A 23,874-nucleotide genomic window follows, 5' to 3' on the forward strand; every position below is an offset into this window, starting at 1 on the left:
CCGCCGTGACGGAGCAGCAGGAGGCGTCGGAGGACGCCGTCATGACCAGGATCGGCCAGGCCGTCATCCTGCTGCACGCCGGTGACCGCGAGGAGGCCCGCAACCGCCTCGGCGAGATCTGGAACGAGATCGGCGAGGACGGCGACTGCCTCCACCGGTGCACGCTCGCGCACTACATGGCCGACGCCCAGGACGACCCCGCCGACGAGCTGGCCTGGGACCTGCGGGCCCTGACCGCCGCCGACGGGCTGGGCAGGGGGCAGCGGGACGGGCTGCCCGCGCAGCACGAGCCGCACCCCGCCGTGCGCGTGTTCTACCCGTCCCTGCACCTCAGCCTGGCCGCCGACTACGTCAAGCTCCGGCGGCCGGAGGCGGCGCGGGTCCACCTGGCCCGGGCGCGGGCCGCCACCGGGGCCCTGGCCGACGACGGGTACGGGAACGGCGTACGGGCCGCCATCGCCCGGCTGGAGCGGCGGCTGGCCGCGGAACCGGACAGGGGGCCCCGGCCGTTTCCGGAGCAGCACCCGTAGCGCGCTCAGCCGCCGTGGACGCCCGCGCAGATACGGGCCTCCGGGCTGTCCGGGTGCCAGCGGCCGTGCCGGCGGCCCAGCGCGCACACGTCGGCGGGCCGGACCGGCAGCTCCTTCACCAGCTCGCGCGGCACCTGCGCGTCCGGCCCCGACGGGCCCGTACGGCCCCCCTTGCCCGCTGAGGGGCGTGCGGCGGGCCGGTGCGGCTCCGGGATGTCCGGAACCGGCGGTACGGCCTGTGAGGGCCCCTCGGGCGCCGTGCCCGCCGCACCCGATGCACCCGTCGTGCCTGCCGGGAGCGCCGCGCTGCGGGGCGCCGCCTGCCGGCTCCCCGCGGAGGCCGCCGGCTGCGCGGAGTGCCCCGGTACGGCCTTCAGCGCCTCCAGGGCGGGCGCCTGGACCGCCACCGGCGCGGCCCCCGGTCCGCCGCGAGGCTCGTACTGCGGCGGCGCCCCCCTCGTGCCGGGGGCGGCCGCCGGCTGCATCGGGGCGGGGGTCACATTCACGCAGCCGGAGACGGCCGAGACGGCACAGGCGACTCCGAGCAGCAGCTTTGTCGTGGTTCGCGTTGGATGCACTCGCGCAACTCTGCTGTGCGAGGACCCCGTTGCGAAAACCCGGAGCCGATATTGACCCCGCACGGGTGACGGACATCCGCCGGACACCGGCCCGGCACCCGCTCGCGCCGGACGCCTCAGTCGCCCGTGGCGCCGTCGATCTGCTCGCGCAGCAGGTCGGCGTGCCCGTTGTGGCGCGCGTACTCCTCGATCATGTGCGTGTAGACCCAGCGGAGGCTGAACGTCTCGCCGCGGTGGTGGCTCCCGGGATCCGACAGCAGGTCCAGCGAACGGCCCGCCGCGGCCCGGCGCGCCAGCTCGACCTCGGTCTGCCAGGTCTGCTCGGCCTCGGCCCCGGTGTCCCCCGCGCCGAACTGGAAGTCCCCGTCCGGGTTCTCCCGCGTGCAGTACAGCTCGGGGAGGTCCTCGCCCAGCATGATCTCCCGGAACCAGTACCGCTCCACCTCCGCCATGTGCCGTACGAGGCCCAGCAGGCTCAGTTCGGAGGGGGCGAGCGCGGCGCGGCGCAGCTGCTCGTCCCCGAGCCCCTCGCACTTCCAGGCGAGGGTGGCGCGGTGGTAGTCGAGCCAGCCGTCCAGCATCTCCCGCTCGCTCGCGGTGGTGGAGGGCTCGGTGCGGTGGGATCCGGTGGTGGTGGTCATGACCCACATCCTCGGCGAACGCGGGCCCCGCCACCAAGGATTAAGCTGCGGAAGTCCAGCACGGATCAACCTGGAGGTTCCCGGTGAAGGTCGGCGTCATCGGACTCGGCGACATCGCCCAGAAGGCGTACCTGCCCGTCCTCACGGTCCGCCCGGGCGTCGAGCTGCACCTGCAGACCCGTACCCCGGCCACGCTGGAGCGGATCGGGGAGATGCACCACATCCCGGCCGCACGCCGGCACACCGACCTCGACGGACTGCTGGCCGAAGGCCTCGACGCGGCATTCGTGCACGCCCCGACGGCCGTTCACCCCGAGATCGTGACACGGCTGCTCGAAGCGGACGTGCCGACGTACGTGGACAAGCCGCTCGCCTACGAGCTCGCGCGATCGCGGCGGCTGGTCGAACTGGCCGAGGAGCGAGGGGTGTCGCTCGCCGTCGGCTTCAACCGCCGCCACGCGCCCGGCTACGTGCAGTGCGCCGACCACCCGCGCGACCTGATCGTCATGCAGAAGAACCGGATCGGGCTGCCCGAGGACCCCCGAACCTTCGTCCTCGACGACTTCATCCACGTCATCGACACCCTGCGCTTCCTGCTGCCCGGCGAGACCGACCACATCGACGTCCGGGCCCAGGTGCGCGACGGGCTGATGCACCAGGTCGTCCTGCAGCTGTCGGGCGCCGGCTTCACCGCGCTCGGCATCATGAACCGGCTGTCCGGCTCCAACGAGGAGATCCTCGAGGTGTCCGGGCAGGAAACCAAGCGGCAGGTCGTCAACCTCGCCGAGATCATCGACCACCGGGGCCAGCCGACCGTGCGGCGCCGCGGGGACTGGGTGCCGGTCGCCCGCCAGCGCGGCATCGAGCAGGCCGTGGACGCGTTCCTGGAGTCCGTCGCCGCGGGCAGGACGGTCGGTGCCCGCGACGCGCTGCTCACCCACGAGCTGTGCGAGCAGGTGGTGTCGTCGGCTCTGGAGCAGGCTTCCTGAGCCCGAGCGACCGGGCGCCCTCGAGCGTGCAGTACGCCGCCAGCAGCGCGAGGGCGGCCCCCACGGGCCAGTCCCCGAAGCGGACGTAGAACGTCGTGCCGCGGGCGAGCGGGACGTCGTACACCTGCGCCGCACGCGCGGAGGTCGCCAGCGCCGGACCGATCCGCTCGCCCGAGGGGCCGTGCACCTCGCTGATCCCGGTGAGGGTGGCGTGCACCACGGGGCGGCCGTTCTCGGCGGCGCGCACGGCGGCGAGCGAGGCGTGCTGCGCCGGCGCCCAGCTGTGCTGGAAGCTCGAGGTGGCCGACTGGGCGATCAGCAGGGCGGCCCCGTCGCGGGTCAGGCGGCGGCTCATGTCGGGGAAGGCCGACTCGAAGCAGACCAGCGGGCCGAACCGCACACCGGGCCGCCCCGGCAGGCCCATCAGCACCGGGTGCTCCCCGCGCCGGCGGTCCTCGCCGGCGGCCTTGCCGACCGATGTGGCCCAGCCGAGCAGGGACCGGGCCGGTACGTACTCGCCGAAGGGGACCAGGCGCATCTTGTCGTACCGGTCGCCGGTCGGCCCGCGGGGGCCGACGAGGACGGAGCTCTTGTAGATGCCGCCGTCGGGCAGCGCGGCCGCCGTGGCGACCGGCGTCGCAGCCGGGCCCGGCGGTCGCCGGGCGTCGACGTTGACCAGCAGCGGGGCGCCGACCTCGGCGGAGAGCGAAGCGAGGCGCCGGGCCAGGTCCGGACGCGCCGCCAGGTCCGCCCCGACGCTGCTCTCGCCCCACACCACCAGGTCCACCGGCTGCCCGGCCAGCGTCCGTGTCAGCCGCTCCCCGGCGGCGAACCGGACGTCGGTGCTGTCCGGGCCGTCCGCCACCAGGCCCGGCTGTACGACGGCCACGCGGAGCGTGCCCGACACCTCGGGCCGCGGCACCCACAGCCACACCACCCCGGTCAGCACCGCGCACCCCGTCATCCCGGCCACCGCCGGGACCCGGGCGCCCGGCACCGCGATGAGCAGCACCAGCCCGCAGTTCACCGCCACCACCAGCAGGCTCACCAGCCACACCCCGCCCACCGAGGCGAGCCGCAGTGCGGGCGCCACCTGCCACTGGCTCGCCCCCAGCAGCCCCCACGGCCCGCCGAGCCCCTGCCAGGACCGGGCCAGCTCCGCCAGCAGCCAGGCCGCCGGTACGAGGAACAGCGCGGCCGTCGCCCGGCCCGGATCCGGGACCCCGCCGAGGAACTCCCTCACCAGCAGGGCCCAGGGGATCCAGAGCAGCCCCAGCAGGGCCGCCACCAGCAGCAGGAACACGTGCAGGCTGGGCAGCAGCCAGTGGTGCACGGCGACGATGAACCCGGCGCCGCCGAGCCAGCCTTCCAGGGCGGCGCGCCGCCCCGTCGGCGCCGACCTCAGCAGCAGCATCCAGGGCACGAGGGCGACGTACGCGAACCACCAGAGCGACGGGGCGGGGAAGGCGAGGCAGGCCAGCGCCCCGGCGGCGACCGCGGCCGCCGCACGCCAGCACCGGGTCCGCTTCGAGAGCATGACGCGCCTCCGCTTCCAGTGTGGAACAGGGCCGCCCGGGCGGCCGTTCGAGCAGGGTCCGGAGACGGTCTACGCGGACACGTGCCGCCATTTCTCGTGCACGGTGACGCGGGTGAGGCGCCAGCCGTCGCGGGCGGTACGGGCGAGAGCGAAGGTGTAGCGGCCGGCGGCGACGAAGTTCGGCGCGGTGACCGACCCGTCGAACTCCTCGCCGGCCAGCCGCATCGGGTTGAGGAAGTCGGCGCGCACCTCGGCCCGGTCGCCGGGGGAGCCGCCGAGGTACTCCAGCCGGATCAGCCGGTTGACGATGAGGTGCTGGCGCACCGGGAACAGCTTCATGGTCTGCGCGAGCCAGTCCGCGACCTCGGCGGCCGGGCCCTCGATCCCGCCCGCCGAGCCGTAGTCGGCCCGTCCGGTGGGAGTGAACAGCGCGCGGTACGCCGTCCAGTCGCCGTCGTCCACGGCCACCGCGTAGCCCGTGACCACCTCGTCGATCGCCAGCCGGTCCATGACCGTGGCGAGGTCCACACGCTGCGTCATCGGGTCAGTGTGGGGGCGCGGGGCGGCGAGGCCAAGGGGCGTGCGCGCACCGGATCTCCGCGCAGGCGATCAATGACCGGAATGCGCCTCCCGCTGCCGGACCACGACGAGGAACGCGTCTGTGGCCAGGTCCATCACCACCTCGGCCGGCACGCCCTCGCGCATCCGCTCGGCGGCGTACTCCTCGGCGGGCCAGCTTCCCCTCGGACTTCCGGCCGGAAACCGCTCCAGCACCACTCGACCCATGGGACACCCCCTGCTGCTTGCCTTCCGGTCTCTTCAGGTCTCTTCAGGCACAACGACGCGGAGGCCGCCCGGGAACGTTCCCGAGCGGCCTCCGGTTCACGCGAAGCGGTGAGCGGCGGCGGTGTCAGCCGGCCGACTCGGCGGCGAAGGGGCTGAGCACGCCCATGCCGATCAGTACGAACAGTGCGATGCCCAGGGCGATCCGGTAGACGACGAAGGGCATGAAGCTCTTGCTGGAGATGAACTTCATGAACCACGCGATGACGGCGTAGCCCACGAAGAACGCGATGACCGTGGCGAAGATCGTCGGCCCCCAGGTGATGTGACCCGGGCTCTCGATCACGTCCTTGATCTCGAACGCGCCCGAGGCCAGCACGGCCGGGATGGCGAGGAGGAACGAATAGCGGGCGGCCGCCTCGCGCGTGAAGCCCAGCAGCAGACCGCCGGAGATCGTCGCACCGGAGCGGGAGACGCCCGGGATCAGGGCCATGGCCTGGCAGAGACCGAAGATCAGGCCGTCCTTGACGCCGAGCTCCTTGAGCGTCTTGCGCTCGCGGATGGCGCGGTGCCGGCCACCCTCCTCGTCGCGGGCGGCCAGCCGGTCCGCGATGCCGAGCACGACGCCCATGACGATCAGGGTGGTGGCGGTCAGCCGGAGGTCGCGGGCCGGGCCCGTGATCTGGTCCTTGAACGCGATGCCGAGGACACCGATCGGGATCGACCCGACGATCACCAGCCACCCCATCTTGGCGTCCTGCTCCGAGCGCAGCGCCTTCGTGAACAGCGAGCGGAACCAGGTGGAGATGATCCGCGCGATGTCCTTGCGGAAGTAGATCAGCACGGCGGCCTCGGTGCCGATCTGCGTGATCGCGGTGAAGGCCGCGCCCGGGTCCTGCCAGCCGGCGAATGCCGCGGTCAGCCGGAGGTGGGCGCTGGAGGAGATCGGGAGGAACTCCGTAAGCCCCTGGACGAGACCGAGGATTAGGGATTCGAACCAGCTCATGTCGGGGTGCGCTCGTCCTTGTGATCGTCGGGCAGTTCGGGTCCGATGCTAGGGCCCGTGGGGAGCGGCACTGACCACAGGGGGGTGCTGGGGTACATGATCGTACGTTTCGCACGCCGGTACGGGCACCAGCCGGCGCCGTGCCCGCCACCCGACGACCGCGGCCGCCACCGCCGAGACGGCGATGAAGCCGAAGGAGGCGAGGAAGGCGGGGGAGTCCGGCGAGGAGGCGCTCGCGCCCGCGACCACGTACGCGGCGGTGTTCGGGACGACGCCGATCGCCGTCGCGAGGAGGAAGGGGAGCCAGCCGCAGCGGGACACGGCGGCGCAGTAGTTGGCGACCGCGAACGGCAGCCCGGGGAAGATGCGGACCGCCAGCATCGAGCGGAAGCCGTGCCGGGCCAGCTGGTCGTCGGCCGCCCGCAGCCAGCGGCCGCGCAGCAGCGGCCGTACGGCGTCCCGGCCCATCAGCCGGCCCAGCCCGAAGGAGATCCCGGCGCCGATGACGGAGCCGCCGACCGCCGCGACCAGGCCGAACGGGATGCCGAAGACGGCCCCCGCCGCCAGGTTGAGCAGCGGGCGCGGCACCAGGGCCGCCGTGGCCACCCCGTACGCGGCCGCGAACAGCAGGACCGCGGCGCCCACCGGCAGACCCGGGGGCCAGCCCTCCGACAGGATGCGCTGGGGCTCGTACACCACGACGCACACGCCGGCCGCCAGCAGCAGCACGACGAGCAGCGACAGCCGGGTCCACGGCGCGAGGAGGAGGGACATCCCGGGAGACTAGCCGACCGGTGTGACGTCGCGCCGTAATCTGGGCCTCATGCGGCCGAACGACCAGCGCCCCCCGAAGGTCCCGCGCAGCGCCCTGGCGGACACCCTCCTCGACCGCCTCACCACCACGTACGGAGCGGCCGCCGACCAGGCCGAGGCCCGGTCCATGGCCGCGTACATGAAGGACGTCGCGCCCTTCCTCGGCCTGCGCACCCCGCTGCGGCGCGAGCTGTCGAGAGCCGTGACCGCGCAGACCCCGAAGCCGGCGGAGGCGGACGTGGCGGCGCTCGTGCTGCGGTGCTGGGAACTGCCGGAGCGCGAGTACCACTACTTCGCCGTGGACTATCTGCGCTGGCACGTCGGGGTGTGCTCCTCCGGGTTCCTGCCGGTGGTCCGGCAGCTGATCGTCACCGTCCCGTGGTGGGACACCGTGGACCACCTCGCGGCCCACGCGGTCGGCCCGCTCGTGGCCGCCGACCGGGCGCTCACGGCCGTGACGGACGAGTGGATCGGGGACGAGGACCTCTGGCTCGCCCGCACCGCCCTCCTCCACCAGCTGCGCTACAAGTCCGCGACGGACACCGGGCGTCTGTTCGGCTACTGCCGCCGCCAGTGCGGCCACCCGGACTTCTTCATCCGCAAGGCCATCGGCTGGGCGCTGCGCGAGTACGCGAAGACGGACCCGGCGGCGGTGCGCGCCTTCGTCGAGGCGGAGCGGGCCTCGCTCTCCCCGCTCTCCGTGCGCGAGGCGCTCAAGAACCTGTAGGGGGTGTCCGGCGGATCGCGGCCGGGCCCGGGTCCGCCGAACACCCCCCGTCCGCGCGGTAATTCGTTCGACGTGCCCGGGCCGGTCCGGCAGGATCGGGGGCATGTCCCGGTACGCCTTCCCCGCAGCGCCGTCCGCAGTCGCGGACGCGCCGAAGGCTGCCGCTTTCCTCTTCGAGGCAACTGCCTTCGCCGCATTCGACGGCGCACGAAGCTGACCCTTCCCGGACAGTCCGGCGGACCCCGCAGGGGGAGGGTCGGCTCGGCCTCCGGGGTCCCGTCGCAGTTTCGGATCATCGAATCAACGGGAAAAGACATCATGGCCAAGACGGCCTTCGTGCGCACCAAGCCGCACCTCAACATCGGCACCATGGGTCACGTCGACCACGGCAAGACCACCCTCACCGCCGCCATCACGAAAGTCCTGGCCGAGCGCGGCGGCGCCTCCTTCGTGCCGTTCGACCGGATCGACCGGGCCCCGGAGGAGGCCCGGCGCGGCATCACCATCAACCTCACGCACGTCGAGTACGAGACCGACACCCGGCACTACGCCCACGTGGACATGCCCGGGCACGCCGACTACGTCAAGAACATGGTCACCGGCGCCGCGCAGCTCGACGGGGCGATCCTCGTCGTCTCCGCGCTCGAGGGGGTCATGCCACAGACCGCCGAGCACGTGCTCCTCGCCCGGCAAGTCGGGGTCGACCACATCGTCGTCGCGCTCAACAAGGCCGACGCCGGGGACCCCGAGCTCACCGACCTGGTCGAGCTCGAGGTCCGCGAGCTGCTCACCGCCAACGGGTACGGCGGGGACGGTGCGCCGGTCGTACGGGTCTCCGGACTCGGTGCGCTGGAGGGCGACCCCCGCTGGACCGGGGCGATCGAGGCGCTGCTCGACGCCGTGGACACGTACGTGCCGATGCCCGTGCGGTACACGGACGCGCCGTTCCTGCTGCCCGTCGAGAACGTCCTGACCATCACCGGACGCGGAACGGTCGTGACCGGCGCCGTCGAGCGCGGCAGCGTCCGCACGGGAGACCGGGTGAGCGTCCTCGGCGGCGACGGCGAGCCCGTCGAGACCGTGGTGACGGGCCTGGAGACCTTCGGCAAGCCGATGGAGTCCGCCGAGGCCGGGGACAACGTCGCGCTGCTGCTGCGCGGGGTGCCCCGGGACGGAGTGCGCCGCGGGCAGGTGGTCGCCGCGCCCGGGAGCGTCGTGCCCAGGCGCCGTTTCACCGCGCAGGTGTACGTGCTGTCCGCGCGGGAGGGCGGGCGTACGACACCGGTGGCGTCCGGGTACCGGCCGCAGTTCTACATCCGCACCGCCGACGTGGTGGGGGACGTGGACCTCGGCGCGGCGGGGGTGGCCCGGCCGGGCGAGACGGTCGCGATGACCGTCGAGCTCGGACGGGACGTTCCGCTGGAGGCGGGGCTCGGCTTCGCCATCCGTGAGGGCGGACGGACCGTCGGCGCCGGGACGGTCACGGCCGTCCTCGACTGAACCGCCGCCCGCAGCGGCGTCGGCGTCCCGACGCCCCTGCCGTGGTGGCGGCGGTCCGGTTGCGCCAGACTGCCGTCACCACGGGGGCGCGAAGAAGGGCGGGCGGGGATGGACGGCGGCGGTACGGCACTGGTGCTGGGCGGCGGAGGACTCACCGGCATCGGCTGGGAGTCCGGGATCCTGTACGGCCTCGCGCAGGCGGGCGTGGACCTGGCCGCCGCCGACCTCGTCGTCGGCACCTCGGCCGGCTCGGTGGTGGGCGCCCAGCTCACCTCCGGGCTGCTCACCCCGCAGGAGCTGTACGAGCGCCAGCTCGGCGACCCCGCCGGAGAGGCCGTCGCCCGGTTCGGTACGGGACTCCTCGCGCGGTACGCCGTCGCGATGGTGCGCTCGCGGGACCCGGAGGGCTACCGCAGGCGGGTCGGCGCCCTCGCGCTGGCCGCCGACACCGGCGGGGAGGCGGAGCGGCGCAAGGTACTGGAGGCCCGGCTCGTCTCGCACGAGTGGCCCGAGCGCAGGCTGGTGGTCACCGCCGTCGACGCGCTCACCGGCGAGCTGGCGGCCTTCGACCGGGAGAGCGGGGCCGGGCTGGTCGACGCGGTCTCGGCGAGCTGCGCGGTGCCCGGGGTGTGGCCGCCGGTCACCGTGGGCGGGCGCAGGTTCATCGACGGCGGGATCCGGTCGGCGACCAACGCCGACCTGGCCTCCGGCTGTGCGCGGGTGGTGATCCTCGCGCCGCTGGCGCTCGGATCCGGGCTCGTCCCCTCGCCGGCCGCCCAGGCGGCGCGGCTGCGGGAGGCGGGGGCGCAGGTGCTGCTGATCACCCCGTCCGCGCAGGCCCGCAAGGCCTTCGGGCGCAACGTCCTGGACCCGGCGCGGCGGGCCCCGGCGGCGCGCGCCGGGCTCGCGCAGGCGGCGGAGCACGCGGCCGAGGCGGCGGCCGTCTGGGCGGCCTGAGGTACTGCCTGCCGGACAATGGTGCGGTGAGCGACGAACAGATCCCGGTCGTCCGGGACGTGGGCCAGGGCACCGCCAAGCTGATGCCGGACGTGGACCGGGAGCGGGCCTGGCTGCTGACGGTCGACGGCGCACCGCAGTCGTACGTGGACCTCGACCATCCCGAGTACCTGGAGTTCGAGTACGTACGCCGGCTCGCGCACGTCCTGGACTGCGTGGCGCAGCCCGGGACCGCGCTGGACGTGCTGCACCTCGGCGGCGGCGCGCTGACGCTGCCGCGGTACGCGGCGGCGACCCGTCCGGGCTCCCGACAGGAGGTGGTGGAGTTCGACGCCGCTCTGGTGGAGCTGGTCGCGGAGCACCTGCCGCTGCCGGCCGGGTCGGGCGTCACGGTGCACGCCGCCGATGCCCGGGCCTGGCTGGAGGGCGCGGCCGCCGACAGCGCGGACCTCCTGGTCGCCGACGTGTTCGGCGGCTCGCGGGTGCCGGCGCAGCTGACTTCCGTGGAGTACGCGCGGGAGGCCGCCCGGGTGCTGCGGCCGGGCGGGGTCTACGCGGCCAACCTGGCGGACGGGGCGCCGTTCGGGTTCCTGCGGGCCCAGCTCGCCAATTTCGGCGCGGTGTTCGGGGAGCTCGCGCTCGTCGCGGAGCCGGGCGTGCTGCGCGGGCGGCGGTTCGGGAACGCGGTGCTGCTCGCCTCGGACGCGGAGCTGCCGGTGGCCGCGCTGGCGCGGCTGTGCGCGGCGGACGCGTTTCCCGCGCGGGTCGAGGCGGGGGCGGCCCTGGCCCGGTTCATGAAGGGGGCGTCGCCGGTGGGGGACTCGGACGCCGTTGCCTCGCCGGAGCCGCCGGAGGGCGCGTTCAGCCTGGGCTGATCTTGGTGGCCGCGGCCGCCGGGTCGGATGCCGCGGCGGCCGGGACCGAGGAGGCCTTCGGGGGCGAGGGCTTGCGGGTCAGGCGGCGCACGTCCGGGACGAAGAGGACGGCCGCGGTGCCCAGCACGACCAGCGAGGCGCAGCCCCACAGGGCCCAGGTGCGGCCGAAGGCCGACTCGACCGGGCCGGCCACGGCGGTGGCCAGCGGGAGCATCGACACCGAACCGAACCAGTCGTACGCGGAGACCCGGGAGAACTTCTCCTCGGGGATCTCCTGGTGCATGGTCGTCATCCAGTTCACGCCGAACACCTCGATGGCCGTGCCGCTGACGAACATCACCGCGCACAGGCCCCACACCGGCAGCGGGACCGCCAGACCCGCCGACGGCAGCGCCAGCGGGAACACGCACAGGGTGCCGACCAGCAGCAGCCGGCGCGGTTTCCACACCATCATCAGGACGGCCCCGGCGATGGTGCCGATGCCGAAGAAGCCCAGTGCCAGGCCCCAGGGGGCGGGCCCGCCCAGCTGGTCGCGGGCGACGAGCGGGCCGTAGACCGCCTCGGCCGCGCCGACGACGGCGACGACCACGGAGAACTGGAGCACGATGCTCCACAGCCAGGGCCGGGTCCGGAACTCCACCCAGCCCTCGCGCAGGTCCGCCAGCAGGCCGCCCCCGCCGGCCCGGTCGGGGACGTGACTGACGTCGAGGAAGGCGCGGAGGGCTCCGGCCAGCGCGAACGCGGCGGCGTCCACCGCCAGGACCCAGCCGGGGCCGATCGCGGCGATCATGGCTCCGCCGAGGGCCGCCCCGCCGATGCCGGCGCCGTTCATCGCCATCCGGAAGAGGGCGAAGGCGCGGTTGGCGTGCTCGCCGGAGACGCTGGAGAGCAGCATGCCCTCGGCGGCCGGGTTGAAGAAGGCCGTGCCGGTACCGCACAGCGCGGTGAGCAGCATCATCTGCCACAGCTGCGGATGCCCGGTCAGGACCAGTACGGCGAAGGCCGCCTGCGAGACGCAGTTGAGGGCGTTGGCCGCGACCATCACCCGGTGCCGCGGCAGCCGGTCGGCGAGGGCGCCGCCGATGAGCAGGAAGAGGACGAGCGGGAGCGTGCGGGCCGCGGCCACGAGGCCGACGTCGCCGCCGGACCCGCCGGCCTCCAGGACGGCGAAGGCCGAGGCGATGAGGGCTCCGTGGCTGCCGAGGTTCGTCACGACCGCGGCACCCGTCAGAAGGGTGTAGTTGCGGCCTGCCCAGGCGGGCCGGCGGCGGTGGGCGGTCGTACGGGACGGGGCGGCGGGGGGAGAGCTCACCCCCGGACTATCCACGCCCCGGGCCGAGAATCCAAACGGATTGCGGCCCGGGGCGCGGGGTCGAACGGATGGTGCGAAGGGGCGGACCTGTGACGTGTGACCCGTGCGTCAGCCGTTGCTTGCGGTGCCGTTGAGGCGTACCGAGCTGAGGATCTTGTCCATCGTCTCCTGGGGGACCTCGCCCTGGACGCCCGAGGCGGCGAAGAGGACCCAGCTGGAGAAGTCACCGTTCGCGGTCTTGAAGCTGAACGCGATCGACTTGCCGTCCGAGGAGCACTTGTTCTCCTTGGGCACGCCGGTGGCCGTGGCGGTCGCCATGTGGCCCTTGAGGCCGGAGGAGGTGGTGTACTCCTTGGGCTCCGAGACCTTGACGGTGCCCTTCGGCGCCTTCTGCGCGAACGCCGCGAACGCCCAGTTGCCGGCCTCGTTCTTCACGGCCTCGGCGGTGTCCTTGGCGCCCTGGCCGCCCTTGGTGCCGGTGCCGGCGAGCTCGGTCGACTCCTCACGGCCGTCCTTGTTGGAGTCGACCTTGCACCAGTCCTCCTTGAGGAAGGCCGGCGCGGAGAAGCTGACGATCGGCTTGCCGTCGTTCTTGACCGCGTCCTCGAAGCCGGCGATGACGCCGGCGCTCGACACGTTCCACTCCGGCGGAACGTCGAAGGCGGTGCCGTACTTCGGGTTGACGACGACCTTCCAGCCCGGGATCACGGGCTTGACGTCGCCGCCGGCACGCGGGTTGGCGCCGGGCGAGGCCGGGGCGTCGGACGTGGCCGGGGCCGAGGAGGCGGCGGCGGGCTTGTTGTCCGCCTCGTCCTTCTTGTTGTCGTCCCGGGTCAGGACGAACGCGCCGGTGGCGGCCGCCACCACGACGACGGCGGCCGCCGCGACGATGGCCACGGTCTTGGTCGCGTACGGGCTGCCGCCGCCCTGCGGCGGCACGGCCTGCTGGGGCTGGCCCCACGGCTGGACCGGCGGGGGCGTCTGGTAGCCGGCCTGCGGGTATCCGTAGCCCGGCTGCTGCTGGTACGGGTTCGGCTGCTGTCCCGGCTGCGCCGGCTGCCCCTGCTGCTGGTACGGGTTCTGATGCGCGTCCTGAGGGTTCTGCTCTCCCCCGGGCGGCTGCTGCTGTCCTGGCCACATGGCCGGTAACGATAGTGGGAGTGGGTGTGGGGAGGCACGTCCGCCCCATGTGAAGGTCTGGCCAAGGGTGTCTACTCGCGGGTAACATCGCGTTCCATGAGCGCAGATCAGATGAACGTGGGCGAACTGCTCGCCGCGACGGTGCCGATGGCCCGGACCCTGAACCTCCAGTTCCTGGAGACCACCCCCGAGCGCGCGGTAGTCCGGCTGCCGGACCAGCCCGACTACCACAACCACGTGGGCGGCCCGCACGCCGGAGCCATGTTCACCCTCGCCGAGTCCGCGAGCGGCGCGATCGTCCTGGCCGCCTTCGGCGACCAGCTCTCGCGCGCCGTGCCCCTCGCCGTCAAGGCCGAGATCGGCTACAAGAAGCTCGCCAAGGGCGTCGTGACCGCCACCGCCACCCTCGGCCGCCCGGCCGCCGAGGTCGTCGCCGAACTCGACGCGGGCGGCCGCCCCGAGTTCCCGGTCACCATCGCCATCCAGCGCGAGGACGAGGCCGTGACGGGCGAGATGACCGTGGTCTGGACCCTGCGCCCGAACGCGTAGCCGACGCCGCCGGTCGAGAACCCGCCCGGGACGAGGGAGAACCCCCGTCCCGGGCGGGTTCCGTGTTTCCGGTCGGCGCCGGCGCCGGGCGCTGCCCATGCGCGGCGTGGCCGGAACGGACCGGTTCGCTCCGGGAGGCGGGGAATTGCGTCCGGCTGCGGTGGGGCGCGCAGGACGCTAGAGTCCGCGTCCGACGATCAGGAGGTGGCCGTGGCCAAGGTCGACATCAGTCTCGACGCCGAGCTCGTGGTGGAGGTGATGGTCCTCGCCGGGATCGGTTCGCCCCAGGACGCGGTGGAGGCCGTCGTACGGGACTACATCGCGCGCGGGCACCGCACCGAGGCGCGCGTCCAGGCCCAGGACGGCCCGCGCCGCGAGGCCGAAGCCCTGGAGCCGCCGCCGCAGGGCTGAACCTCGGCCCAGCGGTGGCGCGTCTGAGCCGACCCGGGAGGGCCCACGGCGCACAGTGGGCGCGGGAGCGGTCCGGCGCGGGCCGCTCCCGCCGACCGGAGCCGCAGGGAGCGCCATGAGCGAGGCCGTGTCCAGACGCTGCGCGATGCGGCTGCTCGGGGCGCTGGGGGTCGCCCTGGGCGCGGGCGGCTGCGTGGCCGCGGTGCCGCCCGGCGCGGTCCCCCGTACGGCCCCGGCGACCGCCGCAGCCACCCCGGCCGGGGCCGGGCCCGGCAGCGCCGCCCGGATCGACGCCCTCCTGGAGCGGCTCACCCTCGAGGAGAAGACGGCCCTGCTGCACGGCGGCCCGGACCCCGCCCCGCTCGGCCAGGCCGGGTACGTGCCCGGCGTACCGCGCCTCGGCATCCCCGCACTGCGGCTCGCCGACGGGCCCGCCGGGGTGCGGGTCGCCGAACCGGCCACCGCACTGCCGGCGCCCGTGATGCTGGCCTCCGCCTTCGACCCGGCGCTGGCCCGCGAGTACGGCCGGGTCATCGGCCGCGAGGGGCGGGCGCTCGGCCAGGACGTGCTGCTGTCCCCGATGGCCAACCTGATCCGCACCCCCTACGCCGGGCGGAACTTCGAGACCTTCGCCGAGGACCCGCGGCTCACGGCGGACCTCGTCGCGGAGATGGTCCGCGGCATCCAGGACGAGGGGCTCATCGCCACCGTCAAGCACTTCGCCCTGAACAACCAGGAGCAGGGCCGCGACACCGTCGACGCCGTCGCCGCCGAACAGACCCTGCACGAGACGGAGCTGCGCGGCTTCGAAGCCGCCGTGGCCGCCGGAGCCGGCGCGGTGATGGGCGCGTACAACAAGGTCAACGGCACCTACGCCTGCGAGAACAAGCCGCTGCTCGACGAACTGCTGCGCGGGCGCTGGGGGTTCGGCGGCTGGGTGATGTCCGACTGGGACGCGGCCCACAGCACCGTCGCCGCCATCGGCGCCGGCCTCGACATGGAGATGCCCGGCGGCACCCACTTCGGCGCCCCGCTCCGGGAGGCCGTGCGCGGCGGCTCCGTCCACGAGGACACCGTGGACCTCGCGGTACGCCGGATCCTGGCCACCATGGACCGCTTCGGGCTGCTGGCGGCCCGCCCGGCGGCCCGGCCCGCCCGTGACGCCGCCGCCGGGGCCCGGGTCGCCCGCCGGGTCGCCACCGCGGGTGCGGTGCTCCTGCACAACGAGCACGCCACCCTGCCGCTGACCGGCGCCGCGGCCCGCTCGATCGCCGTGATCGGACCCACCGGCCAGGTGCCCTTCGTCAGCGGCGGGGGCAGCGCGCACGTGGCCGCCGACAAGGCGCTCGCCCCGCTCGATGCGATCCGGCAGCGCGCCGGGAACGGCAGTACCGTGCGCCACGCCCTCGGCGAGGACCTGTACGGCCGGCCGCTCCCGGCGAAACTGCTCACCCCGGCCGCCGACCTCGGCGAGCGGGGCGTGGACGCCGGGCGGAGCTGGAGCCACGAGGGCGAGTTCACGCTCGCCGCGGACGACGAGTGGACGCTGCTCGTCCACTACAGCGGGAAGCGGCCGAGCGTGCGCCTGGACGGCGAGGAAATGTTCCCCGTCCGGCAGGGCGCGGCCGAGTACTTCGCCGGCGGGCTCCTCGGCAGGGCGCCCGACGGGCTCGCCGTCCGCCGCCGCACCCTCGCCCTGACGGCGGGCACCCACCGGCTCGCCGTCTTCGCCGAGGGCGGGGCCAAGGGGCAGCGGTTCCGGCTGCGGCACACCACGAAGGCGACCCGGGCCGCCGACCTCGCCGAAGCCGTGAAGACCGCCGAGCAGGCGCGCAGCGTCGTGCTGTTCGCCTACGAGGACGCCACCGAGGGCAGCGACCGGACCTCCCTGGGCCTGCCGGGCGGGCAGGCACGGCTGATCGAGGCGGTCGCCGCCGCGAACCCCCGCACCACGGTCGTGCTCAACACCTCCTCCAGCACGACCATGCCGTGGCTCTCCCGTACCGGAGCGGTCCTGCAGATGTACTACCCGGGGCAGGAGGGTGCCGCGGCCACCGCCGACATCCTCTTCGGCGACGTGGACCCGGGCGGCCGGCTCACCCAGACCTTCCCGGCCGACGAGCAGGCGACCCCGGTCGCCGGCGACCCGCTGCGCTACCCGGGGGTGGGCGGCCGGCAGGAGTACACCGAGGGCGTCCACGTCGGGCACCGCTGGTACGACGCGCAGCACGTGGCGCCGCTGTTCCCGTTCGGGCACGGGCTCTCGTACACGACGTGGGAGTACGAGAAGCTGAGCGTCCGGCCGGGGCGCGACGGGCTGCGCGTGGAGTTCACCGTCCGCAACACCGGGCGCCGCAAGGGCACCGAGGTGGCCCAGGTGTACGTCGGCCCCTCCGCGGAGCTGAAGCTCGACCAGCCGGTGCGCGCGCTGGCCGGCTACCGCAGGCTCACCCTGGAGCCGGGCGAGGCGCAGCAGGTGGTCCTCGACGTCGACGCCCGCGCGCTGTCCTCCTGGGATCCCGAACGGCACGCCTGGGTGCTGGGTTCAGGCCGTCGTGAAGTGTTCGCGGGCCGTTCCTCCCGCGAACTCCACCTGACGGCGAAGGCTGTGGTGAACAGCAGATAGGCTGCCCGTTCGGCGTGTCACAGGGGACGCGCCGCCGCGATACGGGAGGACGTACCGGTGCACATCCAGGAATGGCTGGAGACGATTCCGGCGGTCAGCATCTATCTCCTGGTGGGTCTGGTCATCGGGCTCGAAAGCCTCGGCATCCCGCTGCCGGGGGAGATCATCCTGGTCAGCTCGGCGCTGCTGGCCTCGCAGCACGGCGAGATCGACCCCGTGGTCCTGGGCGTCTGCGCGTCCACCGGGGCGATCGTCGGCGACTCGATCGGCTACGCGATCGGACGCAGGGGCGGCAAGCCGCTGCTGGACCGGCTCGGCCGCCGCTTCCCCAAGCACTTCGGGCCCGACCACGTGGCCCAGGCGGAGCGCGCCTTCGACAGGTGGGGCATGTGGGCCGTCTTCTTCGGGCGGTTCGTGGCGCTGCTGCGGATCTTCGCCGGCCCGCTGGCCGGTGTGCTGCACATGCCGTACTGGCGGTTCCTGGTCGCGAACATCCTCGGCGGCATCCTCTGGGCCGGCGGCACCACCGCCGTCATCTACTCGATCGGCATCGTCGCGGAACCCTGGCTGAAGGGCTTCTCCTGGGTCGCGCTGGTGCTGGCGCTGCTGATCGGTCTCACCGTGACGCTCGTGCTCCGCAGCCGTATGAAGAAGGCGGCTGCCGCGTCGGGGACGGCCTCGGCCGAGACGGCTGCGGCGGAGACCGCCGCAGCCGAGTAGCGGACCGCCGCGCGGCCGGACGCCCTCCGGCCGCGGGCGTACGTACGCCCTACTGCGGGGGCTGGACGGCGGCCCGGTGCTGCTTGGCCAGGTCCGCGTACATCAGGGCGTTGACCTTGATGCCCTCGCGCTCCTCGTCCGTCAGCTCGCGCCGCACCTTGGCCGGCACGCCCGCGACCAGCGAACCGGGCGGGACGACCATGCCCTGCGGGACCAGCGCCTGCGCGGCCACCAGCGATCCGGCACCGATCACCGCACCGTTCAGGACGGTCGCGCCCATGCCGATGAGGCAGTCGTCCTCGACGGTGCACCCGTGCACCACGGCGTTGTGGCCGATGGACACGCGCTCGCCGATCGAGACCGGGAACCCGGGGTCGACGTGCAGCGTGCAGTTGTCCTGCACGTTGCTGTCCGCGCCGAGCGAGATCGGGCCGCAGTCGGCGCGCAGCACCGCCGAGTACCAGATGCTCGCGCCCGCGGCCATCGTGACCTCGCCGATCACGACCGAGGTGGGTGCGGTGAAGGCCGTGGGGTCGATCTGCGGGTTCTTGCCGCCCAGGCCCGCGACGAGTGCCCGGCCCTGGTCCGCCTGATACGTCATGTTCTCTTCCTCAGTCCTGTGCCGGCCCTGTCGGGCCGTGTCTGCCGTGACCTGCCGTGTCGCCCTACGGGCACGGTAGGGCACGCGCCCCGCGCGACCGGCGATGGGGTGAAGATCACGGCGCGCTCGGGGCGCTCTGCGCGTTACGGTGGCCCGGTGCCGAAGAACCAGAACACGTTCTCATCCCTGACGGCCCTGCGCCGCAGACTCGCCAACCGCGCGGTCCACGCCGGCTGGCGCTGGATGCAGCAGGCCGGTGCGGTCACCGCGCAGACCCCCGGGCGGCTGCGCTTCGGCGCGATCGGGCACGGCACCCGCCTCGCCTTCCCCCAGGGCACGGTCTTCGGCGAGCCGTGGATCCGCCTCGGCGAGCACTGCATCATCGCCGAGCAGGTCACGCTGACCGCCGGGATGATGCCCGGCCTCGACCTCGGCACGGAGCCGGTGCTGGTCCTCGGCAACGGCGTGGTGCTCGGCCGGGACACCCACGTCATCGCCGACACCCGGATCACCATCGGGGACGACACGTTCTGCGGGCCCGGGGTCTACATCACCTCCACCAACCACAGCTACGACGATCCGCACGAGCCCGTCGGCAAGCAGTGGCCGCGCAGCGCACCGGTGGAGATAGGCCCCGGCTGCTGGCTCGGCACGGGCGCGGTGATCCTGCCGGGGGCGCGGCTGGGACGCAACGTGGTGGTGGCTGCGGGGGCCGTCGTACGCGGTGAGGTGCCGGACCACGCCGTGGTGGCCGGGGCGCCCGCGCGGATCGTGCGCCGGTGGCAGCCGGAGACGGGCTGGCAGCCGCCGCTGCGGACCCCGGCGCCCGTACCGATACCGGACGGGGTGACGCCGGAGCAGTTGCGCGCGGTGGCGCAACTGGCGGAGGCCGAGCAGCGCCCGGCCGACGCGGCCGCGGAACCCGCCTGATCCACAGGACACCCCCTAGCCGGCCGCCAGCAGGACCGTGCCGGCGAGGGCCAGGCCGGTGCCGGCCGCCTGGACGGTCCGCAGCCGTTCCTTCAGTACGGCGAAGGCGGCGAGTGCGGTGATCACGGGGTAGAGCGAGGAGAGCACGGCGGCCACGGTCACCGGACCGTGCTGGGCGGCGATGGAGTACGTGCCGTTCGCCGCGACGTCCGCGAGGCCGACGAAGGCCAGCGCAGGCAGCAGCCCCCACAGGATCCGCGGGCTCGCGCCGGCCGGGAGGGCCGGGGCGCCGCGCCGGGTCCGGGCCCACAGGGCGGTGCCGCCCGCGGCCCCGTTGGTGACCCGCTGGACGAACAGGGCGAGGAACAGACCGGCGATGCTGCCGGAGGCGTGCGCGATCAGCGTCATCACCGAGCCGAACCCGAAGGCGGCGACCAGGGTGAGCACCACCGCCCGCCGCTGTACGGGCGCACCGCGCAGCTCCGGGCCGCCCGCCAGGACGATGCCCACGACGGCCACCGCGATCCCGGCGAACCGGCCGGGCCCGGGCCGTTCGCCCAGGGCCAGCCCCGCAGCGACGGGCACGACCACCCCGAGCGAGCCGAGCGGCGAGACCACGCCCATCGGCCCGAGGGCCAGGGCCTCGTAGAAGCTGAGCATGGCGACCGGCCCGACCAGGCCCGCGGCGACCGCGAACCACAGCTGCGGCCCGGCCTCCCGCCAGGCCCCGGTGCCCAGGACGACCGCGCCGAGCGCGACGGCGGCGAGGATCTGCGAGACCACGACCACCGTGAGCGCCGGCAGCCGGCGGGTCAGCAGCCCGCCGCCGAAGTCGGCGAGGCCCCACAGCGCGGCGCTGGCCAAGGCGAAGAGGGCGGTCATGACAGGGCCTCGCAGTACAGTGCAGTGAACGGTGGGGTGCAGCGTGGGGAACCACGCACGGGGTCCACGTCGTGCTGCCGGGGAGCTGACGCTCGTCGACGCCGACGAGCGCTACACGGTGCCGGCGGGCGGAGCCGTCTCCTTCGAGGCGAGCCTCCCGCACGCCTACCGCAACGAGGGCCCCGGCCCGACGGAGATGACCCCGGCCGTCTCGATCCCGCCCGTCGACGGCGCGCAGCGGACGGCTACAGCGCCGGGATCTCGATGGCGGGGCAGCGGTCCATCACCATGTCCAGGCCGGCCTCGCGGGTGCGCGCGAAGGCCTCCTCGTCGATCACGCCCAGCTGGAACCAGACGGCCCGCGCACCGACGGCCACGGCCTCGTCGGCGACCGCCCCGGCCAGCGCGCTGTTCACGAACACGTCCACCACGTCCACCGCGAACGGGATCTCCTCGAGCGAGGCGTACCCCTGCTCCCCGTGCACCGTCTGCGCCTTCGGGTGCACGGGGACCACCCGCTTGCCGAACCGCTGGAGCGTGCGGGCCACTCCGTAGGCCGCCCGGTCCTCGTTGTTGGACAGGCCCACCACGGCCCAGGTGTCGCCGAGCTCGGTGAGGATCTTGCGGATGGTTGCCGGGTCGCCGTACACGGGTGCCGCCTCCTGTTGCCTTCGGACACGGTCCGGTGCTCCGGTCCGCACCCGTCACCAACCGAAAGGACGCATGTCCGATTCCCCGTAGACACCTCAGGGTCCTAACTGGTCAAGTCGCACGCCCATAGCCGCTGTGTAGCCTGTCGATCTGTTCGAACGGCAGGAGGGCGCGGGTGGACGTCGAAGGAGCGCATGCGGGGATCCAGCTCCCTGAGGGGCCCTGGTGGGACTGGGACGGCGGACAGCTCAGGCTCGCTGCCAACTACGACCTGTCGTATTACCACTGCCTGGAACTGGTCTTCGGTGATCCGCTCTTAGCCAACTGCCCGTCGGCGTTTCACGATCCGACCTTCCGCGCACCGTCGCGCGACGAGCTCCTCAGAGTCACTCGTCAGCTCGGCGAGAAGCCGCCCGTCGTGGTCGCCTTCGAGGCCGACGCGGGAGGGCAAGAGCCAGTCTCGTGCCTGATCGCCGCAGAGCGACTCGACATCGTCCAGGAAACCGTCCTGCGCCACTGGCGTGAGGATGCAGTACCCGGTCAGCGCTTCGCTCCCTGGGTCCGGTCCCCGGACCAGCGGGCGGTCTCTGGTTAGGCGGCCGCAGCGCCCACCTGGTCGGGCGGAGCTGGGAAGGCAAGGGCCTCGTCATATCTCTGGTCCTGCTGGAGGCAGTGGTAGAGCTGGCCGATCATGCGGTTGAAGAGGTTGCGCTGGGCGGCGGCGTGCCAGTCCGCATGGTTGTCGCGGCGGCGCCGGTAGTGGGCCTTGGCGCCGGGTGAGGCGGTGATCGCGGAGAACGCCCACAGGTATCCGGCGTGGTTGAGGCGGTCGTTCTTCACCCAGCGTCGGGTGATGCTGGACTTTTTGCCGGAGGCCCGGGTGATGGGTGAGGCGTCGGCGTATGCCTTCAGTCCACGGGCGTCGGCGAACCGTTTTCGGTCGTCTCCGATCTCGGCGAGCACCCGGGCGCCGAGCTGGGTGCCGAGGCCGGGGAAGCTGAGGATGATCTCAGCGTCCGGGTGCTGAGGGAACGCCTCTTCGACTGCCTCGGCCAGGTTGTCGGCGGCGGTGCAGGCGGCCTCCAGCTGGACCAGGAGGGCAAGCATCTGCTTGCCGAGCGCGTCCTCGACCAGCTGCGGCTGGTGGGCCCACTCGGTTCGGAAGACCTCACGCAGCCGCTCGGCGTCGGCGGCGATGCCCCGCTGACGACCGGCCCGCTTGAGCGCGGCCTGTAACTGCGTACGAGTCAGCCGAGCAGCCTTGGTCGGGGTCGGCGCCGTCTTCAAGAGCTCGTGCGCCTCGGGCCGGCAGAGCCCGTTCTTCCAGGATTCGACGGCCGCGAGGGCGGCCGGGTAGTACTCGCGAAGCAGGGAGCGGAGCTGGTTGGAAGTCTGCTGCCGGTTCCAGGTGGCGTCCTGCTGAGCGCGCGCGAGGACGGCGACGGCGCGGGCAAGGTCACTGTCCTGGGGAAGTGGCCGGTGGGCGTGCATGTCGGTCCGCAGCACGTTTGCCAGGACTAGGGCGTCGCCGGGGTCGGACTTCTTGCGGGAGACGGAGTGCCGGTCGCGATAGCGGGCGGCGGCCATCGGGTTGATCGCGAACACCTGCCGTTTGCCGGTCCTCAGCACAGTGACGAGCAGGCCGCGGGAGGTTTCGATCGCGACCGGGATCGGGTTGCTTTCGGTGTCGCCGTACTCGGCGAGCAGGTCCAACAGGATCTTGTAGCCGGCCGCGTCGTCGGTGATGTGCCGCTTGGCCAGTAACTGGCCGCTGTCGTCGACCAGGGCGACGTCGTGAGTCTTCTCCGCCCAGTCGATGCCGCAGTAGATCAAGATTCTTCCCCTCCCAGTGTTCGGTGTTTGCGCTGGTTGCGAGCGCATGCGGGCCACGCAGCGACCTAATCCCAGGACTCGGCGCGAGGGCCGGTCCGCCACCTCAGTAGCCGTTCGTGGCACCAGCTCGCCCCGCGGGCCTCGGTCTATTCGGGAGCTCAAGAAAGCTCGGGCGTATTGAGAGGTCACCGTGGGGCGGGCTCGCACCACCAACACCAACGAGTGATCTAGGTGATGGTGTTGACGGGTGAGGGTGTCGGGTGGCGCCGATCTGCCTGGAGACCTCAAGGATCCTGGCGTCAGTAGGCGTCCACCCGGCACCCACAGGCACCAACACCCATCAGGGCACCGTGGCTGTACTGCGAGGCGCCGGGCGCCGCCGTTCTCCACTGAGGCGCCAGGCCGGGTAGGAACAAGGCGTACGCCCGGAGCCCACACAGCACAACTACGGCGAGCACCAGAACCGCCCACCGGTCTACGGGGAGGCTTCACGAGCCCGGGTGGAGCCAGATGTGACGGCCCTGGTGCTCGAGCGGCCAGCCCGGTTCTCCTCCGGCCGGACCGCTCTTAACCACGGATTAGGGTGGAGCGGTGAAGTCAGACCAGTACGTGACGGTGGCCCGCGAGGGCGTGCACGAGTCCGAGATCAACCGCTCGCGCTTCCTGTGCTCGCTCGCGCCCGCCGCGACCGAGCAGGAGGCGCAGGAGTTCATCGCGCGCATCCGCAAGGAGCACCCCACCGCCACGCACAACTGCTTCGCGTACGTCATCGGGGCCGACGCCTCCGTCCAGAAGGCCAGTGACGACGGCGAGCCCGGCGGCACCGCCGGGGTGCCGATGCTGCAGATGCTGATGCGGCGCGACATCCGGTACGCGGTGGCCGTGGTCACCCGCTACTACGGCGGCGTCAAGCTCGGCGCCGGCGGCCTGATCCGGGCCTACGGCGGCGTCGTCGGCGAGGCCCTCGACGAGCTCGGCACCCTCACCCGCCGCCGCTACCGGCTGGCCACCGTCACCGTGGACCACCAGCGGGCCGGCAAGACCCAGAACGACCTGCGCTCCACCGGCCGGACCGTGGTCGACCTGCGCTACGGGGCCGCGGTCGAGATCGAGGTCGCGCTGCCCGAGGCCGACCTGCCCGCCTTCGAGGCCTGGCTCGCCGACAGTACGGCGGGCAGCGCCACCCTCACCCTCGGCGGGGAGACGTACGCCTCCTGAGGACGAGCCTGCGCCGACGAGTCCTGGGGGCCCCGGCGACGCGTTAGCGTAGAGGGGCTCAGCGA

Annotated in this window: 26 protein-coding genes; 13 read left to right on the top strand and 13 right to left on the bottom strand. The window is 73.4% G+C overall.

What is annotated here, in order from left to right; genetic code table 11:
- The first annotated feature begins 5 nt into the window (after positions 1 to 5).
- Positions 6 to 530: a hypothetical protein gene (locus ACFYXK_RS11755; protein ID WP_389410983.1), complete on the top strand. Its 525-nt coding sequence runs from the start codon at positions 6 to 8 to the stop codon at positions 528 to 530.
- A gap of 5 nt (positions 531 to 535) precedes the next feature.
- Here ACFYXK_RS11755 and ACFYXK_RS11760 read toward each other — a convergent pair whose 3' ends face one another.
- Positions 536 to 1,108, bottom strand: coding sequence for a hypothetical protein (locus ACFYXK_RS11760; protein WP_389410984.1), 573 nt, complete (start codon positions 1,106 to 1,108; stop codon positions 536 to 538).
- Positions 1,109 to 1,224: 116 nt separating this feature from the next.
- Positions 1,225 to 1,749 (bottom strand): DinB family protein, encoded by a 525-nt coding sequence (locus ACFYXK_RS11765; protein WP_389410985.1) that lies wholly within the window; start codon positions 1,747 to 1,749, stop codon positions 1,225 to 1,227.
- 83 nt (positions 1,750 to 1,832) lie between these two features.
- Here ACFYXK_RS11765 and ACFYXK_RS11770 point away from each other — a divergent pair, with 83 nt between their 5' ends.
- Positions 1,833 to 2,738, top strand: coding sequence for a Gfo/Idh/MocA family protein (locus ACFYXK_RS11770; protein WP_389410986.1), 906 nt, complete (start codon positions 1,833 to 1,835; stop codon positions 2,736 to 2,738).
- Here ACFYXK_RS11770 and lnt read toward each other — a convergent pair.
- The 5 genes from lnt to ACFYXK_RS11795 form a co-directional block, all read right to left on the bottom strand.
- On the bottom strand, positions 2,683 to 4,275 hold the full coding sequence (lnt, locus tag ACFYXK_RS11775) for an apolipoprotein N-acyltransferase (protein ID WP_389410987.1): 1,593 nt from the start codon (positions 4,273 to 4,275) through the stop codon (positions 2,683 to 2,685). The genes ACFYXK_RS11770 and lnt overlap by 56 nt on opposite strands.
- Positions 4,276 to 4,344: 69 nt before the next feature.
- Positions 4,345 to 4,815, bottom strand: coding sequence for a nuclear transport factor 2 family protein (locus tag ACFYXK_RS11780; protein ID WP_389410988.1), 471 nt, complete (start codon positions 4,813 to 4,815; stop codon positions 4,345 to 4,347).
- Positions 4,816 to 4,884: 69 nt separating this feature from the next.
- Positions 4,885 to 5,061: a hypothetical protein gene (locus tag ACFYXK_RS11785; RefSeq protein ID WP_099893904.1), complete on the bottom strand. Its 177-nt coding sequence runs from the start codon at positions 5,059 to 5,061 to the stop codon at positions 4,885 to 4,887.
- A gap of 124 nt (positions 5,062 to 5,185) precedes the next feature.
- A complete protein-coding gene (locus ACFYXK_RS11790; protein ID WP_389410989.1) occupies positions 5,186 to 6,064 on the bottom strand; it encodes an undecaprenyl-diphosphate phosphatase in 879 nt (292 codons plus the stop codon).
- 48 nt (positions 6,065 to 6,112) lie between these two features.
- A complete protein-coding gene (locus ACFYXK_RS11795; protein ID WP_389410990.1) occupies positions 6,113 to 6,838 on the bottom strand; it encodes a TVP38/TMEM64 family protein in 726 nt (241 codons plus the stop codon).
- A gap of 49 nt (positions 6,839 to 6,887) precedes the next feature.
- Between ACFYXK_RS11795 and ACFYXK_RS11800 the strand changes: the two genes are divergently transcribed.
- From ACFYXK_RS11800 to ACFYXK_RS11815, 4 genes are all read left to right on the top strand, one after another.
- Positions 6,888 to 7,604: a DNA alkylation repair protein gene (locus tag ACFYXK_RS11800; protein WP_389410991.1), complete on the top strand. Its 717-nt coding sequence runs from the start codon at positions 6,888 to 6,890 to the stop codon at positions 7,602 to 7,604.
- 318 nt (positions 7,605 to 7,922) lie between these two features.
- A complete protein-coding gene (gene tuf, locus ACFYXK_RS11805) occupies positions 7,923 to 9,104 on the top strand; it encodes an elongation factor Tu (RefSeq protein ID WP_389410992.1) in 1,182 nt (393 codons plus the stop codon).
- Between the two features lie 108 nt (positions 9,105 to 9,212).
- On the top strand, positions 9,213 to 10,061 hold the full coding sequence (locus ACFYXK_RS11810) for a patatin-like phospholipase family protein (protein WP_389410993.1): 849 nt from the start codon (positions 9,213 to 9,215) through the stop codon (positions 10,059 to 10,061).
- Between the two features lie 83 nt (positions 10,062 to 10,144).
- Positions 10,145 to 10,936, top strand: coding sequence for a spermidine synthase (locus tag ACFYXK_RS11815; RefSeq protein ID WP_389411327.1), 792 nt, complete (start codon positions 10,145 to 10,147; stop codon positions 10,934 to 10,936).
- Here the strand turns inward: ACFYXK_RS11815 and ACFYXK_RS11820 are convergent.
- Together ACFYXK_RS11820 and ACFYXK_RS11825 are read right to left on the bottom strand one after the other, a co-directional pair.
- Complete coding sequence (locus ACFYXK_RS11820; protein ID WP_389410994.1) at positions 10,923 to 12,248, bottom strand: MFS transporter; 1,326 nt, start codon at positions 12,246 to 12,248, stop codon at positions 10,923 to 10,925. The two genes, ACFYXK_RS11815 and ACFYXK_RS11820, sit on opposite strands and share 14 nt — an antisense overlap.
- A gap of 108 nt (positions 12,249 to 12,356) precedes the next feature.
- Positions 12,357 to 13,388: a hypothetical protein gene (locus ACFYXK_RS11825; RefSeq protein WP_389410995.1), complete on the bottom strand. Its 1,032-nt coding sequence runs from the start codon at positions 13,386 to 13,388 to the stop codon at positions 12,357 to 12,359.
- A gap of 96 nt (positions 13,389 to 13,484) precedes the next feature.
- Between ACFYXK_RS11825 and ACFYXK_RS11830 the strand changes: the two genes are divergently transcribed.
- The 4 genes from ACFYXK_RS11830 (at position 13,485) to ACFYXK_RS11845 (ending at position 17,694) form a co-directional block, all read left to right on the top strand.
- The gene (locus ACFYXK_RS11830) at positions 13,485 to 13,937 is read left to right on the top strand and encodes a DUF4442 domain-containing protein (RefSeq protein WP_189973593.1); all 453 of its coding nucleotides are present in this window, start codon (positions 13,485 to 13,487) and stop codon (positions 13,935 to 13,937) included.
- Between the two features lie 210 nt (positions 13,938 to 14,147).
- Positions 14,148 to 14,348 (top strand): DUF2191 domain-containing protein, encoded by a 201-nt coding sequence (locus ACFYXK_RS11835; RefSeq protein ID WP_389410996.1) that lies wholly within the window; start codon positions 14,148 to 14,150, stop codon positions 14,346 to 14,348.
- Between the two features lie 115 nt (positions 14,349 to 14,463).
- Positions 14,464 to 16,974: a beta-glucosidase gene (locus ACFYXK_RS11840; protein ID WP_389410997.1), complete on the top strand. Its 2,511-nt coding sequence runs from the start codon at positions 14,464 to 14,466 to the stop codon at positions 16,972 to 16,974.
- Positions 16,975 to 17,031: 57 nt separating this feature from the next.
- Entirely contained in the window at positions 17,032 to 17,694 is a 663-nt protein-coding gene (locus tag ACFYXK_RS11845; protein ID WP_389410998.1) for a DedA family protein, read from the top strand.
- A 49-nt stretch (positions 17,695 to 17,743) separates the two neighbouring features.
- Here the strand turns inward: ACFYXK_RS11845 and ACFYXK_RS11850 are convergent, their stop codons facing one another.
- Positions 17,744 to 18,295, bottom strand: a complete 552-nt coding sequence (locus ACFYXK_RS11850; protein ID WP_389410999.1) for a gamma carbonic anhydrase family protein — start codon at positions 18,293 to 18,295, stop codon at positions 17,744 to 17,746.
- Between the two features lie 156 nt (positions 18,296 to 18,451).
- Between ACFYXK_RS11850 and ACFYXK_RS11855 the strand changes: the two genes are divergently transcribed.
- On the top strand, positions 18,452 to 19,225 hold the full coding sequence (locus ACFYXK_RS11855; protein ID WP_389411000.1) for an acyltransferase: 774 nt from the start codon (positions 18,452 to 18,454) through the stop codon (positions 19,223 to 19,225).
- A gap of 15 nt (positions 19,226 to 19,240) precedes the next feature.
- On the opposite strand, the gene ACFYXK_RS11860 is transcribed toward ACFYXK_RS11855, so the two are convergent.
- Together ACFYXK_RS11860 and ACFYXK_RS11865 are read right to left on the bottom strand one after the other, a co-directional pair.
- Positions 19,241 to 20,107: a DMT family transporter gene (locus ACFYXK_RS11860; RefSeq protein ID WP_389411001.1), complete on the bottom strand. Its 867-nt coding sequence runs from the start codon at positions 20,105 to 20,107 to the stop codon at positions 19,241 to 19,243.
- A 245-nt stretch (positions 20,108 to 20,352) separates the two neighbouring features.
- On the bottom strand, positions 20,353 to 20,757 hold the full coding sequence (locus ACFYXK_RS11865; protein ID WP_383519240.1) for a CoA-binding protein: 405 nt from the start codon (positions 20,755 to 20,757) through the stop codon (positions 20,353 to 20,355).
- Between the two features lie 176 nt (positions 20,758 to 20,933).
- Between ACFYXK_RS11865 and ACFYXK_RS11870 the strand changes: the two genes are divergently transcribed.
- On the top strand, positions 20,934 to 21,353 hold the full coding sequence (locus tag ACFYXK_RS11870) for a hypothetical protein (RefSeq protein WP_389411002.1): 420 nt from the start codon (positions 20,934 to 20,936) through the stop codon (positions 21,351 to 21,353).
- Here ACFYXK_RS11870 and ACFYXK_RS11875 read toward each other — a convergent pair.
- Positions 21,350 to 22,639 (bottom strand): IS110 family transposase, encoded by a 1,290-nt coding sequence (locus tag ACFYXK_RS11875; RefSeq protein ID WP_389411003.1) that lies wholly within the window; start codon positions 22,637 to 22,639, stop codon positions 21,350 to 21,352. The two genes, ACFYXK_RS11870 and ACFYXK_RS11875, sit on opposite strands and share 4 nt — an antisense overlap.
- A 543-nt stretch (positions 22,640 to 23,182) precedes the next feature.
- Here ACFYXK_RS11875 and ACFYXK_RS11880 point away from each other — a divergent pair.
- Positions 23,183 to 23,809: a YigZ family protein gene (locus ACFYXK_RS11880; protein WP_054225047.1), complete on the top strand. Its 627-nt coding sequence runs from the start codon at positions 23,183 to 23,185 to the stop codon at positions 23,807 to 23,809.
- Positions 23,810 to 23,874: the final 65 nt, after the last annotated feature.

The organism is Streptomyces sp. NPDC002209 (genome assembly GCF_042890265.1).
In the GTDB taxonomy this organism is placed as follows: Bacteria; Actinomycetota; Actinomycetes; order Streptomycetales; family Streptomycetaceae; genus Streptomyces.